General features: G+C 46.0%; 16 protein-coding genes. 2 read left to right on the top strand and 14 right to left on the bottom strand.

The annotated features are described in order from the left end of the window. Positions 1-112: 112 nt before the first annotated feature. The 7 genes from ABID47_RS07390 to ABID47_RS07360 form a co-directional block, all read right to left on the bottom strand. On the bottom strand, positions 113-307 hold the full coding sequence (locus ABID47_RS07390) for a hypothetical protein (protein WP_354495508.1): 195 nt from the start codon (positions 305-307) through the stop codon (positions 113-115). A 221-nt stretch (positions 308-528) separates the two neighbouring features. Further along, on the bottom strand, positions 529-1329 hold the full coding sequence (locus ABID47_RS07385; protein WP_354495507.1) for a YheC/YheD family protein: 801 nt from the start codon (positions 1327-1329) through the stop codon (positions 529-531). Between the two features lie 13 nt (positions 1330-1342). Then, positions 1343-2455, bottom strand: coding sequence for a 2-aminoethylphosphonate aminotransferase (locus tag ABID47_RS07380; RefSeq protein WP_354495506.1), 1113 nt, complete (start codon positions 2453-2455; stop codon positions 1343-1345). After that, positions 2452-3612: a phosphonopyruvate decarboxylase gene (gene aepY, locus ABID47_RS07375; protein ID WP_354495505.1), complete on the bottom strand. Its 1161-nt coding sequence runs from the start codon at positions 3610-3612 to the stop codon at positions 2452-2454. The genes ABID47_RS07380 and aepY overlap by 4 nt, the downstream gene beginning before the upstream one ends. Then, positions 3612-4511, bottom strand: a complete 900-nt coding sequence (gene aepX / locus ABID47_RS07370; RefSeq protein WP_354495504.1) for a phosphoenolpyruvate mutase — start codon at positions 4509-4511, stop codon at positions 3612-3614. Before aepX ends, aepY begins: the two co-directional genes overlap by 1 nt. A gap of 34 nt (positions 4512-4545) precedes the next feature. After that, complete coding sequence (locus ABID47_RS07365; protein ID WP_354495503.1) at positions 4546-5274, bottom strand: YheC/YheD family protein; 729 nt, start codon at positions 5272-5274, stop codon at positions 4546-4548. A gap of 500 nt (positions 5275-5774) precedes the next feature. Next, positions 5775-6680 carry an NAD-dependent epimerase/dehydratase family protein gene (locus ABID47_RS07360; RefSeq protein ID WP_354495502.1) on the bottom strand — a complete coding sequence of 302 codons (906 nt, stop codon included), beginning with the start codon at positions 6678-6680 and terminating at the stop codon, positions 5775-5777. Between the two features lie 179 nt (positions 6681-6859). On the opposite strand from ABID47_RS07360, the gene ABID47_RS07355 reads away from it, so the two are divergent. Then, positions 6860-7174 (top strand): winged helix-turn-helix transcriptional regulator, encoded by a 315-nt coding sequence (locus tag ABID47_RS07355; RefSeq protein ID WP_354495758.1) that lies wholly within the window; start codon positions 6860-6862, stop codon positions 7172-7174. 277 nt (positions 7175-7451) lie between these two features. Here ABID47_RS07355 and ABID47_RS07350 read toward each other — a convergent pair whose 3' ends face one another. From ABID47_RS07350 to ABID47_RS07325, 6 genes are all read right to left on the bottom strand, one after another. Next, positions 7452-8195, bottom strand: coding sequence for an ATP-binding cassette domain-containing protein (locus tag ABID47_RS07350; protein WP_145163973.1), 744 nt, complete (start codon positions 8193-8195; stop codon positions 7452-7454). Positions 8196-8235: 40 nt separating this feature from the next. After that, entirely contained in the window at positions 8236-9030 is a 795-nt protein-coding gene (locus ABID47_RS07345; protein ID WP_145019001.1) for an ABC transporter permease subunit, read from the bottom strand. A gap of 79 nt (positions 9031-9109) precedes the next feature. After that, entirely contained in the window at positions 9110-10138 is a 1029-nt protein-coding gene (locus ABID47_RS07340; RefSeq protein WP_354495501.1) for an ABC transporter substrate-binding protein, read from the bottom strand. A gap of 161 nt (positions 10139-10299) precedes the next feature. Then, complete coding sequence (locus ABID47_RS07335) at positions 10300-11268, bottom strand: iron-containing alcohol dehydrogenase family protein (protein WP_354495500.1); 969 nt, start codon at positions 11266-11268, stop codon at positions 10300-10302. 96 nt (positions 11269-11364) lie between these two features. Further along, positions 11365-12558 carry an aminotransferase-like domain-containing protein gene (locus ABID47_RS07330; RefSeq protein ID WP_354495499.1) on the bottom strand — a complete coding sequence of 398 codons (1194 nt, stop codon included), beginning with the start codon at positions 12556-12558 and terminating at the stop codon, positions 11365-11367. A gap of 713 nt (positions 12559-13271) precedes the next feature. Beyond that, a complete protein-coding gene (locus tag ABID47_RS07325; RefSeq protein ID WP_354495498.1) occupies positions 13272-14213 on the bottom strand; it encodes a zinc-binding dehydrogenase in 942 nt (313 codons plus the stop codon). A 126-nt stretch (positions 14214-14339) separates the two neighbouring features. On the opposite strand from ABID47_RS07325, the gene ABID47_RS07320 reads away from it, so the two are divergent. Then, positions 14340-15260 (top strand): MmyB family transcriptional regulator, encoded by a 921-nt coding sequence (locus ABID47_RS07320; protein ID WP_354495497.1) that lies wholly within the window; start codon positions 14340-14342, stop codon positions 15258-15260. Between the two features lie 575 nt (positions 15261-15835). Here the strand turns inward: ABID47_RS07320 and ABID47_RS07315 are convergent. Continuing rightward, positions 15836-16519: a short chain dehydrogenase gene (locus ABID47_RS07315; RefSeq protein WP_354495496.1), complete on the bottom strand. Its 684-nt coding sequence runs from the start codon at positions 16517-16519 to the stop codon at positions 15836-15838. Positions 16520-16543 lie beyond the last annotated feature (24 nt).

The following is a 16543-nucleotide window of genomic DNA, read 5'->3' as shown; positions in this document are numbered from 1 at the left end:
CCCCCATCAAGGCAAGGGGTATTGACTGCGTCACGAATAGCTTCGGTCGACCGGAGCCAATTAGGAAACGTGATAGTATAACCCAATGAGATCATTCTGTTCTAGATCCGTTTTACTGACCGTGGGAGTGAGGTGTGATACATTCCTTCGTACTGTTTTCTTCCAGATTTGCTGTTCCTGATGATTGCGTAGTCAGTATATTGGTTTCTTTTAGTTCTTCTTTTATGATCACTTGTTGTCTGGCGAAGTCATAAATCAGAAAGCACGTTCCGATGATAAGCAAGATAACGGCAATAATTCTACGCATGTTTTCTCCTCCCGCGTTGCTACTGTATTCTAATCAAACGTAAGATTTAAGTGGTTAAAACAAATAGAGGCTGCCTCGTAATAAATCGTGCAGCCCCTATTATCTTTCGTCGTTGCGTTAATGGTTAATTAAATAATCTGATTGAGAAATATGTGGAGTTTGGTTCGAGATGGCTGGATAAGTCGAAAAAATAAAGGTTATTCATATTATGATTCGATTACTTAACGATAGTGGATATATTTACTTCTGTAGTGGATATGCTTACTTCTGTAGTGGATATATTTACTTCTTTTATAAGAGAGTATTCGGCGATACGTTACCCCATCCTTCAGTTTAAGGAAATGAGACATTGCCGGATAAAGATTGGCTTCAATAATGGAAACACGCCCATACGGATCAGTTGCTATATCCAGGCCATAAATTCGGTGTCCGGGGAACAATGCGTTTAATCTTTTCGCGGAACGAAGCGAAACCTTATCGATTTGGGATTCTAATGCGGCTATAGGCAAGTGTCCGATGGAAGAATGTTGGATGCCCGGTTTAAACCTAAGCAGTTGTCCATGACTCCGCGTATTGTTGGACACAACGTACCCTTTGCCTGCCACCTTGATTACCTTTCCTGTAACTACCCATCTTGAAGAATGTTTTTTCCGTTGAACGATGACTCTCATATCAAAGGGGCGATTATTTATCGTCGGCCGAGTAATTCTCTGTTGAACCATATAGGCGGCAGACCTGATTATTCTTTTAATATACCGATAGGTATTCTCTCTTCCCTGTTTCACCGTTTCCATACGCTCGTAATGGATGGCATAATTGTCATTCCCCAAATCTGAGACTTGAATGACGCCCCGTCCGCGGCTCCCCCAAACGGGTTTAACAATGACATGCCGGTATTTTCCCAAAAGCGTCCAGAAGGAATGTGGACTCATCTTCCGCGTTTCAGGTAAATAAGGAGCAAGGGGGGGATACCTTTTCAAAAACAAGTATTTTAGCCATTTATTTTTTGTTACCGATCCCATTGGACTCCACCTTTCACTTGTTCACTTCAATGCCATCCAGAAAATCTTCAAGCAATTCCAAAAAAAACTCGATATCCTTGGACGTAATGTCCCCGATATTGGCAATTCGAAACGTCCTTAAACCCTCCAATTTGCCGGGATAAATCATAATGCCTTTGCTATAGAAAAAATCATGCATGGATTGGAAGTCAAAATCTGAATAAGGTTCACGAATGGATGTAATCAGCTTGGAGTGATGCGCTTCGGGGACCAAATAGGATAAATCCAGCCTTTTTAGACCGGTGATTAAAGTTGTCCAGGATGCCATGTATCTTTCGTAACGTTTTGCCACACCCTCCTGCTTTAATTCTTCGATGGCCTGCCTAAGCGCATACAATGCCTGTACCGGCGGTGTAAACCGCATTTGCGCATGTTCCGCAAAATATTGATATTGGGCGTACAAATTCAAATAATAGCTTCTGGGTTTCCTGTCCTTCAAACTCTCCAACTTACTTTTCTCAGCGATTACGAACGAAACCCCGGGCAATCCCTGCAGATTCTTGTTCGAACTGGATGCCAAAAAGGAAATGTTCATTTCCTTCAAGTCAATCGGAACGGCAGCAAATGAACTCATGGCATCTACCATCATGTCGATATGATACTTTTTGCATAATACCCCAAGTTCCTTCACATTGTTCAAAAGGCCGGTCGTCGTCTCATGATGCACGACGGCAAGATGGGATATCTTTCGTCCGGAAGATTGAATGCAACGCTCTAAGTCAGCCAAATGGATCGCATCGTCGAAGGGACTTTTAAATTCCAAATAATCGATTCCATAAACCGCGGCGATTTCGCACATCCGTTTTCCATAAGCGCCATTATTAACGATAACTACAGCTTCATTTCCAGAGACGGAACTGATCATCGATTCAACCGCTGCAGTGCCCGACCCACCAAATAATATGGTCTGATAATGGTTCGGGTCCGCAACCAAACAGGTAAGCTCTGTGGAAATATGCTCCATGATTTCGCCAAACTCGGCTTCACGAGGACATATATCCGGAACCACCTGTGACCATTTCACGCTATCTGTAGTCGTTGCCGGGCCTGGAGTAAGCAAAATGTTTCTCTTTACGGTAGAACTCATGAACCATCCACTTCCTTGATCGTTAAGGGGTCGTTATTGATAAATCGCTGTAGACGTTCTTTTACTTCATGAGGCTTTATGCTTGGGCGAGCAAGTTGATCTTTGGACTGCATGGATGTTTTCATATAAATGAAGGTAAGACCTTTAGTCTTTTTCCATTCTTGCAAACTGGCCTTCAGCTCTTCGAGGTTGTGGACATGGATGGCCCTCGTATAACCGCAGGAAGCGGCAATGTTCACGAAATCCATATTATGAGATACCGTCCTTTGCCCTCCTGTTGATTCGTGAGCGTTATTATCGAGAAGAATATGAATCATGTTATTGGGACTGTAATACCCATTTGTCGCAAGACTTCCCATCCGCATCAATAAAGAGCCATCTCCGTCAATCACGACAATATTCTTGCTAGGTTGACTAAGGGCGAGCCCAAGTCCGAAAGAGCTGACGCACCCCATAGAGCCGACCATGTACAAATTGTTGCTTGCATCTTCAATTTCATATAATTCCCGTCCTGTTTTGCCCGTGGTTGCAAGCTGAATCGTATCCCCGTCTTTCACCGAATTGATTACACTTAATGCCTCATGCCGCGCAGGCATTTGGTTGTCTTGATGGGCACACCGCAGAATCTGGTTTGAACGAATGGAGTTTTGCTGCTTTTTCAAAGGCTCTGCGTCAAAGGTCCCATTCTTGACCACAAAGAAAAATGGCCGATTCCGGGAAATTTGCTCATTGGCCTGAATCAGCTGCTTATTGGCCACTTCCAAATCTTTGGATAGATATTGCCATTCCACGTCCATTAATTCCAGCAGGTTCGTCGTGATCTTGCCCATAAGCTCATGTTGGGGCTCATCAGGAACCCCGGGCTCTCCGCGAAGGCTGACAAATCCAAGCAGCGGAATTCGAAAGGGGTAGTTAAGGGATGTTAACGGCGAAACAGCGTTGGTTAGCCCTGAATTTTGCATGAGTACAACGGGTTTTTGCCCCCCTATATAAGCCGCGGATGCGATGGCTACCGCATCACCTTCGTTGGCTGCTGCAACATAATCGAATTCGTTGATGGAGTAATTGATTAAATTTTTCAGGTAGGAGCAAGGTACACCGCTGAAAAAAGTAAATCCTAATTTTCGGAGTTCTTCCCCAAATATCCTAGTGTCCATTATATCTCCTCATTCGAGTCGCACTGTGATGCCGGAAGATATCTTTGTTCCGCAGCTTCCAGCTCTTCAGCACCTTGAAGCCTGAATACTTCTTCCAGCGTTGCAACATCCTTTTCGATTTGAACAAGACTCTCATCCTGATAAATTCTGCGGGATATCTGTTTCATGGCTTGAATGGATGATCGTAAATTATGGTTCGCCCATATAACAAGGCTAATCCCCAGCTCCCGAAGCTTGTCGGTTGGCGTCAAATAATACTTTGTAGGTACGATAACTACGGGCAATCTTCCCGCCCATTCCTTCATGAATGACTCAATCTCCATGATGTCCGGCCTCTTGCTGTGTATAAGAACCGCGTCGGCGCCTGCCTTCCGGTACGCTTCCGCCCGCCGCAGCGCTTCGCCAAGTCCCCTCCCTGTAATAAAAGCTTCCACTCTGGCTACAACTATAAAATCGTCGTCGGTTTGAGCATCTTTCATGGCCCTGATTTTACCGCAAAATTCTTCGATATCGGCCATCGGCTGCAATTGTCCATTTAAGAAAGAGTTCATTTTGGGAAATTGCTTATCCTCGACACAAACCCCTGCAATATTCCGCTGCTCCAGCTTTTTGACCAGGCGTCTTGCATTATTGAAGTTGCCATACCCCGTATCCCCATCCAGCAGAATCGGGATGGACGTCGCATCACTCATGAATTCAAGAACATCCAACACCTGGGTCCAGGAGGCTTCGTTATTGTCTCTTACTCCCATCGCTGCAGAGATGGATAATCCGCTCGCCCAAATCCCCCTAAATCCCGCCTCCTCAACAATTTTGGCAGACAAACCATTATGAGCTTCCATAATAAATTCCAGTTTTTTGGAGTTGATCAAGTTTCTAAGCTCCTTTGTTTTTTTCATTGGAACTTTTCTCCTTCCCTTTAAAAAAATGAGCCTAGATTCCCATCGATCGTTTGTTTTCCATAATGGTTCTGATCATGGTGTGATCGGAGAGTTGAGTAAACAACATATGGCCCGGATGTGAATTCGCTTCAATAATCCAAATGTGGCCGTTCTTGTCTAGGGCAAGATCCACCCCTAATTCATGTATCGGGTGCCATTTATTAACCGTTTCGGCAATGGTAATGGATAATTGTTCTATTTTCCGAAAACAGGCGTCCACTTTGGAGTGGTCATTCTGAAAAAGACTCATGAGGACCTTTCGCAAAGGTTGCGCATGCCCTCCTTTATGATAATTGGTCACAAATTTATGAGGGGCGGCAACACGGGCGGCCATACCCGAAATGATCCATTTGCTCTTTGGTTTTTGCAGGTATACACGGATATCAAAAATTTTCCCATGATACTTCTCTAATCGCAGGTCTTTCTGCACTAGATACCGATGCCCTGATTTCCGGTACGAGCGAATCGCTTTTAGGACAGAGGAACGTCCCGCAATCTTCAGACTTGAGCCGCAACGAACCTCAAATCCCCTTCCCAATCTCTTGACTCGGATAATTCCGCTACCACCGCTCCCGTGATTGGGCTTTATAAAGATAGATGGATAGGTTTGGAGCATCCGTAAAATCCTTGAATCCGTCATCCAGACAGTTTCAGGCAAATGTGGACGTAAGACAGGGACCTGTAACATTTCCCTATACTTCTTCATTTTTCCAATGGTCATTAACATCCCCTTCTCATGTTGGGATCCAGATACCAAGAGCATATTCATTAAAAAGCCCTGCTGTATAGACTAACTTCCCATAAAGGGAAAATAATACAATCACTCTCGCCGAAATTTTTGATTACGTTCCAGAAAACAAAAAAAGGCACCGAACACGGTGCAATTCATGATGTACATTGGATTAATTACTACGGATGAAGCATGATCTAATGTGAGACATCCAAGACTCTCTGCAGGATAATATTATAGGAATCGGAAAGTGTCCAAACATGATGAGTTCAGATCGAGAAAAACAACGTGCTTATGTATTTGTATCTATTGAAGAGCTAGCCTCACAATATCATCTGAAGACTTGAATTGTTAAAAACCCTGTTCCTTAAAAAAGGAAAGGGTTTCTAACCATCTGTGAGCTACATTCGAGGCTCTGTTTCTGTATATTATTCTCCCCTTGCTCTTTGAATCCGATCTATCGGAAGCTCTCCTATGCTCATATCAGAACGTCACTTTTTATAGCACCCATTTTCAATTTCTTCGAGCAGCGCAGTCCCTTTCGGGTTCCATCCCAGCATTTTTCGTGCTTTAGTCGAACGAACGCGGCTATTGGAACCGAAAGCAAAATGAGCAGCTTCAGGGCCCCATTGATTAATCGCTTCATCTAGACTCATCATTTCCGTTTCCGGCCCTAATTCGAATGCCCGATTGATCGCCTCACCAACCTCTCTTATGGAGGCTTCGCCGTTCTCGGCAAAAAAGAAAGAACCGGCCGGCGCGCGCTCTATCGCTAATAGATAAAGCTCGACAAGGTCGTCGATGTGAACGTTCGACCAGACATTCTCGCCTTTTCCGATATGACACGCTGCCCCACGCTTCAATGCAAGCTCGATCAGCCAAGGAACTTGTATGCTATCCTTATGAATACCATAGCCTGTGCCATAAATCAGCGAGGGGCAAATGACCATCGAACGTATGCCTCGATTGGCGGCCGCGAGCACTGTCCGATCGATCGTGACGCGCGCCAATTTTTCGGGGAGTGCTTCGATGATTTCTTCATGATACACCTTACTGGTGTATTCTCCCGCCGCCTTATCCCCGACAATACTGGAACCGCTCGTATGAACGAACGTTTTGCCGCTTCCTTCAAGCGCCGTTAATAGCGTCGTCACCGCGAAGATGTTATCCGAGTCCGCAGCGTTAACCACGATGTCAGCTTCCTTTGCCGCCTGTATGAGCGGTTCGAAATCGTTTAGAGTGCCGATATATGGTGAAATCCCCAATTCCCTTAACTTGACAGCTCCCTCGTCTGTTCGGGTCAACCCTGTTACTTGAAAGCCCGCCTGACGCAACTTGAGCGCAACCGACCCGCCGATATAGCCCGTCGCGCCGGTCACGAACACCTTCTTGTTCATTTGAGAAGCCTCCCTATATAATAAAATAAAATTAATTTCAATCCTTAACATAAAGGGAACATGCATGCTTGTTAAGTAGGCACTTTTAATTGCGTTAGTTTCCAATAAGAAAGTATTAAACAGGAGGGAGAACCGTGAAAAACCAAGAAAACGACTATGCCGCTTACGTCACACTGAACATGATCGGCGGCAAATGGAGTCTACTGATTTTGTGTCATTTACGAAAAAGGACTGTACGTTTTTGCGAATTTCCGAAGCTTATTCCCGGACTTACACAAAAAATATTGACAAAGCATTTGCGTGACTTGGAAAATCACGGACTCGTTCACCGGACCGTCTTTCCGGAAATTCCGCCTAAGGTTGAATACTCACTTACAGATCACGGGAAAAGTCTTGGACCCGTTCTGGATTGTCTCGAACAATGGGGAAAAGATCATTTAAACCGAGCGCGATCCTTAAACAGATGTGTCGACAACTCCGCAGATCAAAAATGAGCTGAAAAAAGAATGGTTTTCGAATCATTTATTTCCGTGCTATTGTTCTTTCTCTTCACCGTATAAAATCTTATGTCATATCTAGCAATGACAATAAAAAGGACCTCCAATCTAATTGGAAGTCCTTTTTACTATTACAATTACGTGAAGACTGTTCCAGTCGTAACTGCGATTATTGATTAGCTCCATGACTAATCATATTAACAACTCCCCATTTGCTCATTTGGCTTCACCCTTTCCAAAAATAACGCTTAAGAAGTTTATTTGAATAACGCCGTTATATCGTATAACCGGCCGTTCGCTGGAACAGCGGCTCCTCCCTTCCAAGTACCTTGTTGAGGATCAAATTTTCATAATAAGCAAAACCACTATCTCTTTCACGTGGTCGGTCCAGCGCAATTCGCTTATCCAATGAAATGACCCCATCTTCAATCAGAATTACCCTGTCAGCCAAGGCAACCGCTTCGCTGACGTCATGCGTGACGAGAATGACGGTAAAGCCCTGCTCAAGCCAGAGCCGTTCGATCAACTGCTGCATTTCAATCCGAGTCAATGCGTCCAAGGCGCCTAGCGGTTCATCCAGCAGCAAAAGGGTAGGCTTACTTGCCAGTGCCCGTGCCAGTGCAACGCGCTGCTTCTGTCCGCCCGAAAGAAAATGCGGCCAATCATCCTCTCGTTCGGATAGACCAACTAGGTTTAGCGCTTCCGCAGCCTTAGCTTTATCTTTTCCCGGAGTACCGATCCTCACATTTTGCAATACAGTTTTCCATGGAAGGAGTCTTGCCTCCTGAAACAATACCCTTGTATGCCCGCTTCCAGAAGTAGCAGGATCATTCTCGTTGATGGAAATAAGTCCTTCCGACGGCTGCTCCAACCCGGCAATCAGCCGGAGCAGTGTACTTTTGCCACAACCGCTCCGCCCGACGACGGCGATAAACTCTCCGCGTTCAATCGTCAGATCAACTTGCTGCAGAATCCGCTTTTCACCAAAATATTTGCGGACATGGTTTAGGCACAGCATTGCTCCCTTTCCGATTTCAGACACCGCATTACACCCCCTTTTACTTTTTGGCCACACTATAATTCGGGTTCCACTGGAGTAGCCATCGTTCCAACCCCTTGGCGATGCTATCTGAAAGCTTGCCCAACAGCGCATAAATGATAATGCTAAGAACGGTAATATCGAGCTGCATAAACTCTCTGGCGTTCATGGCCATGTAACCGATGCCCGAGTCTGCGGCCACCGTCTCGGCCACAATGAGCGTCAGCCACATAATACCGAGTGAATAACGGATTCCCACCAGAATGGAAGGCAGTGCACCCGGGAGAATGACTTCCTTGTACAGATCGAGGCCCTTCAGTCCATAGACCTTGGCCATTTCGATCAGCCCGCGGTCTATTGACCTTATTCCGTGGAAGGTATTGAGATAGATAGGAAAAAACACGCCGAGGGACACGAGCAGCAGCTTAACTTCCTCACCGATCCCAAACCACATAATCACTAAAGGAATTAGTGCCAAGTGCGGCACATTCCGGATCATCTGCACCGAGGAATCCATCAATATCTCTGCTTTGGAGGAGAAGCCGTTGATTAACCCGAGAACAAAGCCGATTCCGCCCCCAATCAAAAATCCTAGCAAGGCCCGCCTTGCACTGATCGCAATATTATCAAGCAGCACACCGCTTTTAACAGAAATAATAAGCTCTTTAACGACTTGCAGCGGCTGCGGAAGTTTATTCGCCGGGATGATCCCAGTAACGGTCAGAACATGCCAAGCCAAAAGAAGAACGACAGGCAGCAGCCAAGGGGTAATGGGCGAGACCCAAAAGTTGTATTTGATTTTTGGTTTACTCATAGTTTGGCGGCTCCTTTCAAATGGAACGGCTGGCTAATAACATTACCAGCCCTATTCCGCTTTTTTCAGAACTACTTTTTTATTTAATCATTTGCGAAAAGGCATCGCTCCAGAGCGACTTCACGTCCACCTTTTTCGTCAGCAACCCTACAGATTGAAGTGTATCTGCGACATCCTGCTGCGAGGCGATAGCCTCATCTGAAATGGCAGTTACCTTTGTTGGTCGCTGCTCCTGGCTGTTTTTCAACGTTTCAAGCGCCTGTTCAAGCGGCTGCTTTGTATTTTCAGCTACGATTTCTGCCCATTTTTTCTGATTATTGTGGATCCATTCATTATATTGATTTAAACGGTTTAGAAAATCGGCAATCGCTGCGTGTTTTGCTGGATCAGCAATATCCGCCTTAGTCGTAATCACCGGGAAATTGCCTGACAAAATGTCCTTAGCGCTGGCCAGCGTCGTCGCCCCGTTCTGGTGAGCCGAAATAATGGCATTGCCATAGCTTGCCAACGCATCCACACTCCCACCGATCAGAGCGCTAAGTCCATCGGATGTTGAGAGCGCGACTGGCTCAATATCGCTCCAGCTTAGTCCTGCTTCTTCCAGCATCTTTACGAGAAAATAATGGGCTGTCGTGCTTTTAACATAGGCGACCTTCTTACCTTTCAGATCCGATACCTGTCTTACAGTTGAACCCTTTGGAATCACGAGTTCTTGTTCCAGCGTATCGGATTTCTGGATGGCGATGATTTGGAGGTTACCTCCATCCACGGCTTGACTGGCAAAGATCGGCGGAATTTCGCTGGTAAGCGCAATATCTAAATGGTCTCCCGCCATGGCTTCCAACTGCAGATTCCCACCCTGAAAAACGCTAAACTCTACTTTGTACGGTGTGTCGTCCAAACCCGCCTCTTTAAATCCAGCCTCCAGATTTCCCCACCCCGTCTGTCCGACCTTTAAGGTCACTTTGCTCAAATCTGGCGAACCTGCCGCAGCAGCAGCTTCCGCTTCATTTCCGGTTCTATTTTTCTCATTTCCGCAAGCGGCCAGGATGACAGCTATGACGAAAGGTAACGCGACAGATAGAATTGACAGCTTCCTCTTGTTCACAGTAGATTCTCCTCTCCATGTCTATTAGGATACAGATGATGCCAGTCCTATAACCCGTTTGCCGGTAAGGTCAGCCTGAACAATCGCCAATGCAATCTTTTCCCGGTCCACAATGAATGGCAACTTTATCGCCTGTACCTTCTCCAACGGAAACACCTTGGCTATGGCCTCCGCATGTTGCTCCGCATTTCCCAAAATCCCAACTGCTCTAGAGTAATCGGCAGGTGGAGCTTGTGCAGTTTGCCAGCCAGTTGCAGGATGTCTTCATGCGGAAGTCCCTGTAGTATCGAATGGACGATTAAGGAAAAGGCGATTTTCTCGCCGTGCAGCGTGTCTTTCGTCACGGGAAACTGGGTAAGGCAGTCGTGAAGGGCATGGGCCAGCGCGATGCGTGGCTGTCCCCCAGTGACACTACCTACCTGTCCTGCAAGCCAGATTATGGCTTGACTAGTTTCGTGAAACGCCCAAGTAACCTCATCCTCATATGCTGCTTCGTAAGCCTCCTGCGCATATCGGTCAAGCACTTCAACAGCTAATAGGGATGTATGTACGCTAAGCCGTATATCTAGATCTGAATGAAGATTTTTCATATTAACTGCAGTCTCGTTCCATTTCACATACGTATCCGCAATACCGGATGCCAAATATCGTCTTGGGGCCGCTGCCAATACACGGGTATCCGCGAGAACCAACTGTGGGGACTGATTGAGGGGCAGATAACCTGCAGAACGTCCCTCGTTATCATAAAGAACCGTCAGCGCCGACCAGGCTGCGCATGTTCCGGCCACCGTAGGCACCGTAATACTCGGCAACTCCAAGCGTTCGGCTACTGCCTTTACCACATCCAGTGCTTTGCCTCCACCAATGCCCACAACGGCTTCGTATCCCTTGCCGGATGCTACTGATACATACCTGGCAATCTGCTCCAACGTTGGATACCCGGCAAACGTATGGATTTCATACTCCGCCTTTACTTCATCAAGACTAGCTAGAAGAGGAGCCGCTGCCGTCAATGCTGTTTTGCCGCCAATAATAAGAAGCTTTCTGCTGATCAATGTAATCCTCTCTCCGCCGCTGGCGAGGATATCAGGCTCGTTAATATAGATTGCAGGGGCTTTGACGTTGACCATGTAGTTGACCTCCTTAAGTAAAATGGATTTTATACATAAAACTCGATAAGGTATTGGTGTCCGGTTTTTTAAACGGATGTGAAAAGGTCAAAGATTCTATCCCGAATAGATAGAATAATAAGCCTCAGCCAGGCTTCGTAATCCTTTTCTGATTTGCTCCTCACTGCAATGACTGAAGCAAAGTCGCAAGTATCTGGCCCCTTTTCCATCGTTGAAAAATGCATTTCCGGAAACAAAGCTTACACCTCTTCTGTGTGCCAAAGGAGCTACGGCATTTACATCCACATGTTCACCAAACGTAACCCAGATGAAGAATCCCCCGTCTGGTACGGATACCTGGATCTCACTACCCAGTTCTTCATGCAGAGCCCGGATCATCGTATCCCGCCGACTGCGGTAACGATCGCTCAGACGCTCTACCTGCCTATCAAAATCATAGTGTTCAAGAAGTTCCCCTACGATCTCCTGCGTAAATGGATTAAGCTGGCTCCCCAGCGATAAAGTAGCCATGTACTGGATGATTTCTTCCGGGGCGATAACCCAACCCAGCCGGAGCCCCGGACCCAGCGTTTTTGAAAAGGTACTGACGTAGATTACCCGTTCCGGAGCAAACGAGTACACAGCAGGGAGGGTGGTCCCGTTGAAACTCAGCTCAGCGTATGCATCATCCTCCAAGATATACACATCATAATCTTTGGCTAGTTGCGCCAGCTGCCGTCTACGCCCAATAGGTAGCGTTGAGCCTGTAGGATTTTGAAAGGTTGGCATGATGTAGATAAATTTAGGTAATTTGCGGCCTTCTGCCGATGCCTTCTGTAGAGCCTCTTCAACCCGATTCACCTGCAGACCTTCTTCGTCTACAGGAAAGGAGCAGATTTGTGCGCCGGCAGCTCGAAAGGATTGCAGGGCATTGAAGAAGGTCGGCGCTTCCACCCACACTTCATCCCCGGGATTTATCAGAATCCGTGCAGTCAGATCAATCCCCTGAATCGCCCCAAACACCGGAAGAAAGTTGCCTCCTTCCGCAAGCAAGCCAAATTTGCGAACACGATTTAGCACCCAAGACTTGACTCTAACAGGCCCTTGAGCCCCCGAATAATGCAGCAGATCAACCCGGGCCACTTGAAGGGCGGCATTAGCCGCCTCGTTTAATTCCCTGATAGGCAAGAGATCCGACGCCGGAAAACCATACGATAGATGGACATGCTCTGGTTCTGCCGATTTCGTGCCACCTATGGACGGTGGCGGTAAATGGTTGGAAAAGCGGGACGGATAAGCTAGGTTCCCCATGAATAATAACCCCCTCCTTCTAATCATCATTGAAATGTAGAATGATAAAACCAATAATTCCGATATGTTTTATGATAATCGAACAAAACCATGCTTCATAATAGAACAATCAAATATAAGGATTGATTTTTTATCAGTGACATAAAAAGGAGAACCTTATCCGGCCTTGATGATCGTCTAGGCATAAGAAAAGGCACCCGTTTAGGGTGCACCCAAAGGAATCTATGTGGGGCATCTTTCTTGACGTAACCCGGAAACAATTATTTGGTAGGAGCTTCTCTGGTGAAATTAAATCTCCCCCATATGTACGGAAAGGCAGCCGACCGAGATTGGACGACTGCCTTCTTGCCTTCTTTATTAAACTCATGTTGCTGTAAACTGCCCGTTAGCTTAAAAGCGATGATGCCAAAAATATTAACGCCTTGCCTTTAACTGTTATTAAACTTCAGTTCCTGCTTCTTGTACTCCGTGACTCCCCTGCTCTTCGACTTCTTTGACCCGTCGGTAAAAAGTCGTCCTCTTCATATCAATTTGTCGCATAGCCTCGGTTGCAGTTATCGGTCCGTCCTTCCACTCCTGGTGCACCCGAAGAAAACGATCATCGATTTCCTTTCGAGGTCTTCCAAATGTAACTTCGTGCAACCTCAATACCCTCCGCTTGTCGTTGTCGGTTCTTCTTTCGCTCCTGTTCAGCCAAGGCCATTTTGGGAGTACTAATTTTCTAAATGCAGGACTGCTTTTCCGCTATACTTCCGTTCCATTAATTGACCCGCTACCTGTTTGATATCTGTCCATGGTGCTTCCACCTCAATTCTGGGAATCAGTGTTCCTTTCGCGATCTGCTCAGTAAGATATCGCAAATCATCCGGAACGGAATAGCCCTTTAATTCTTCTAACAAATACAATCCATATAAAGTCGTCCGGCCCGTATGAATTAAGTACCTTACGTCGATGGATGTAAATGGTGAGCTGGAATACCCCATCGTTACTCCAACACCCTCAGGAGCCAGATGGGATAAAAGACTCGCAAGCGTATTCCCGCCAACCGTGTCTATGATCAGATCATAAGGTCCAAACTGCCCCGCTCTTTCGGAAAGTTCACCAACAATAATCCGATTTGCCCCGTCTTCACGAACCAGATTAGCCTTCTCTTCCGATCTGGCTGTTCCGACCACAAATGCTCCTGTCCGGGCAGCGAGCTGATGGGCATAAACGCCAACCCCGCCCGTAGATCCAGTTATCAACACCTTCTTCCCAAGAAGAAGCCCCCTTTTTTTAAGCGAATAGAGGGCGCTGAGCCCGGCGACTGGCAATGTGGATGCTTGTGCAAAAGAAACCGAATCTGGTATTTCAGACATCAAGGAAGTCCGGGCAGCAATTTGTTCCGCCCAGGCACCGAATGGGAGTAGTCCGACGACACGGCTCCCTTTTGCCGGCCCCGATCCGTCTGCAGCCTGTTCGATCACGATGCCTGAATAATCCCATCCTAGCCGTTGCTCAATGTCTCCGCTCAAGGAATCCCTGATTTCACCACGGTTTAGAGAAATGGCTTTTACTTGAACGATCGCCTCATTAGATTGGGGAATCGGCGGTTCCACTTCCTTTATAATAAGCCGCTCTGTAACTAACGGGTCTGCAATGATTGCTCGTATCATGATTGCTCCTCCTCGGCGTATATTGGATAAAACCCCAAATTGACAGGGGATTTACCTAGGAGTATAATTCTCTAACATCTTTTGACCAAGAGTAAAAATACACCTCCCGGAAAGAGGAGATGAACCATGATTCACTCATCCAATGCTCATATGGAGACAAAAGTTCTTAAAGCGGTAATCGGTGAAATCGAAGCGGTCAGAAGCAAGCGCCAACAGCAATACCGCGAACTCGAGTCCCACCCGGAACTGAAACGATTTACTCAGCAAGAGCTAAACGATGTAGCCTTTACATCGTATAAAAACATATTATCCGGCCGCTCAAGACGCATTCCAAGCCGGACGGCTATCATGGATATTGCCGATTATCTGGAGTGTACATCAGCAGAACGAAATGATCTTCTGCTTGCCGCAGGCTATATCCCGGAACATTACGAATTGACGGGAACAGCTCTTAAACTAGCCTTAGAACAAGCCAAGCTGATCCTGAGTGGTCTTCCTCTCCCCGCCTTCATTGCGACCCACAAGTTTGATATTACCGACATGAACCCCATGTTTCAGGGTTTGTATGGCGTGAGTTATGATACGCTTCACCATGGTCGTTTTAATATGATCCACAATCATTTCAGTCCCGATTTACCCATTCGTAAACGGTCCTCATTCAACGAGGAATCATTCCAGAAATGGGAATCTCATGCCATATACGGAATTCAGACCTTTAAGCTGATTAATATGTATTTTCGTCACGACGCTTGGTATCGTGACTTACTGCAAGATTTTAACCGATTTGAAGAATTTAGAACCTATTGGGATTATGAAGCGGAGTCACCTATAGACCCTATTTCCGAGCCAAAAATGCTCCTCGTTCGTAAAGGAGAAGATTCAGAATGGTTTCCCATTCGCGTGCGCCAGATCCACATATCCGTCAGCAGCTACATGTTTCCCCGAATTGAGGCTTTTTTGCCCGAAGACCTTCCGGCGAGACACATGTTTGAGTGGCTGGGTTGTCCCGTTGAATCTATGCTTGACCGTTATCAAGTGATAATATAAACATTGAACGGGCAATACATTTTGCTAGCACAGAACATAAATCGTTAAACTCAAAAAAGCCGCAGCTTTGCGGCTTTTCAGCGTGTATGTTCTTGTCGTCTTACAGAAGATCAAACTAATCCTGCCACCGCTCATATCGATTCCCGCACGGCTGCTGCAGAGGTTTTTTCCACGCTAATAACGGCAATGTCTCCGTGTCCCCTTCTCTTTATCCCTTCGTTAGCTCTCACTATCTCTACAAGAGGCTCGCCTTTCGTAAATCGCAGCTAAGAAAATTTCAACTAACGTTCCGTCGTTCCTTTAAAACCAACTGATTCGTATAAATGACGAGCATTATGACTAACAATTAACCTTACCGTTCGAATATTTTCCTCCGTAACCAATTCAATACAATGTTAGTTAATTCTCTTGCATATTTCCAGTTCCGAAAACGGGGTTCTATATACACATCTCCCGCAAATCAGTATTTTGGTCCTTCTAGAAACAATAGCCACGTCTGCTTCGTAGATTTCTGGACAATTAACATGGATCATGGGTCAAGTGAATCGGTGAGCAAAATCCCTGATCTTATTTGACTACTTAAATAATTCATCTTCTAGCTGATTCAATGGTCGAATTGTTTGTCCCTGCATTGTACCTTCAATAGCCTGAACATAGGATTGTGCAACATCATACGCGGCTGTACCAGTTACGTTCTCCAAACCTAAGGTCGTTCTTTCCTCCGAATTCATCCGCTCCAGTGACTCTCTTACCCAGCCAGGGCTGATAATATTAACTCGAATTCCTCGCGGTAACTCCGGCGCAACAGCACGAACGAATCCATCTAGACCATTGTTCACAAAGGCGCCAACTGAGCTCCCTGGGATGAAGTTTTCGAACATATTACCGCTTGTGATGGTAATAGATCCGCCATCATTTAAATGATCGACAGCACGGAGCAAGAGTGCAACCTGCCCTAATACTTTGTCTTTCAGCCCATCTATAAAGTCATCCTCGCTAAGAATTGAAAATGGAATTAGTTTACCACTTCCGGCAGTGACGACGACTGCGTCAATTTTACCAACCAATACGAACAATTTGTTAATTGTACTTAGATTCTCCAGATCGACTTGAAATTCCCCATTACGTGATGCAGAAATCACTTCATAATTTTTTTCTTCAAGAGCATGGACGACTGCGGCACCAATGGTACCAGTTGCTCCAATCACGAGAACTTTTTTTGTTGCTTTAGTTTCTGAATACATATGTTGGTTATTCATTTGAACACTCCTTTATGCTGAATA

This window comes from Paenibacillus favisporus, assembly GCF_040545415.1.
Classification (GTDB): Bacteria; Bacillota; Bacilli; order Paenibacillales; family Paenibacillaceae; genus Paenibacillus_AQ; species Paenibacillus_AQ favisporus.
Note: the sequence above shows the minus strand (reverse complement) of the source record. Positions and strands in the feature narration are given on the sequence as shown.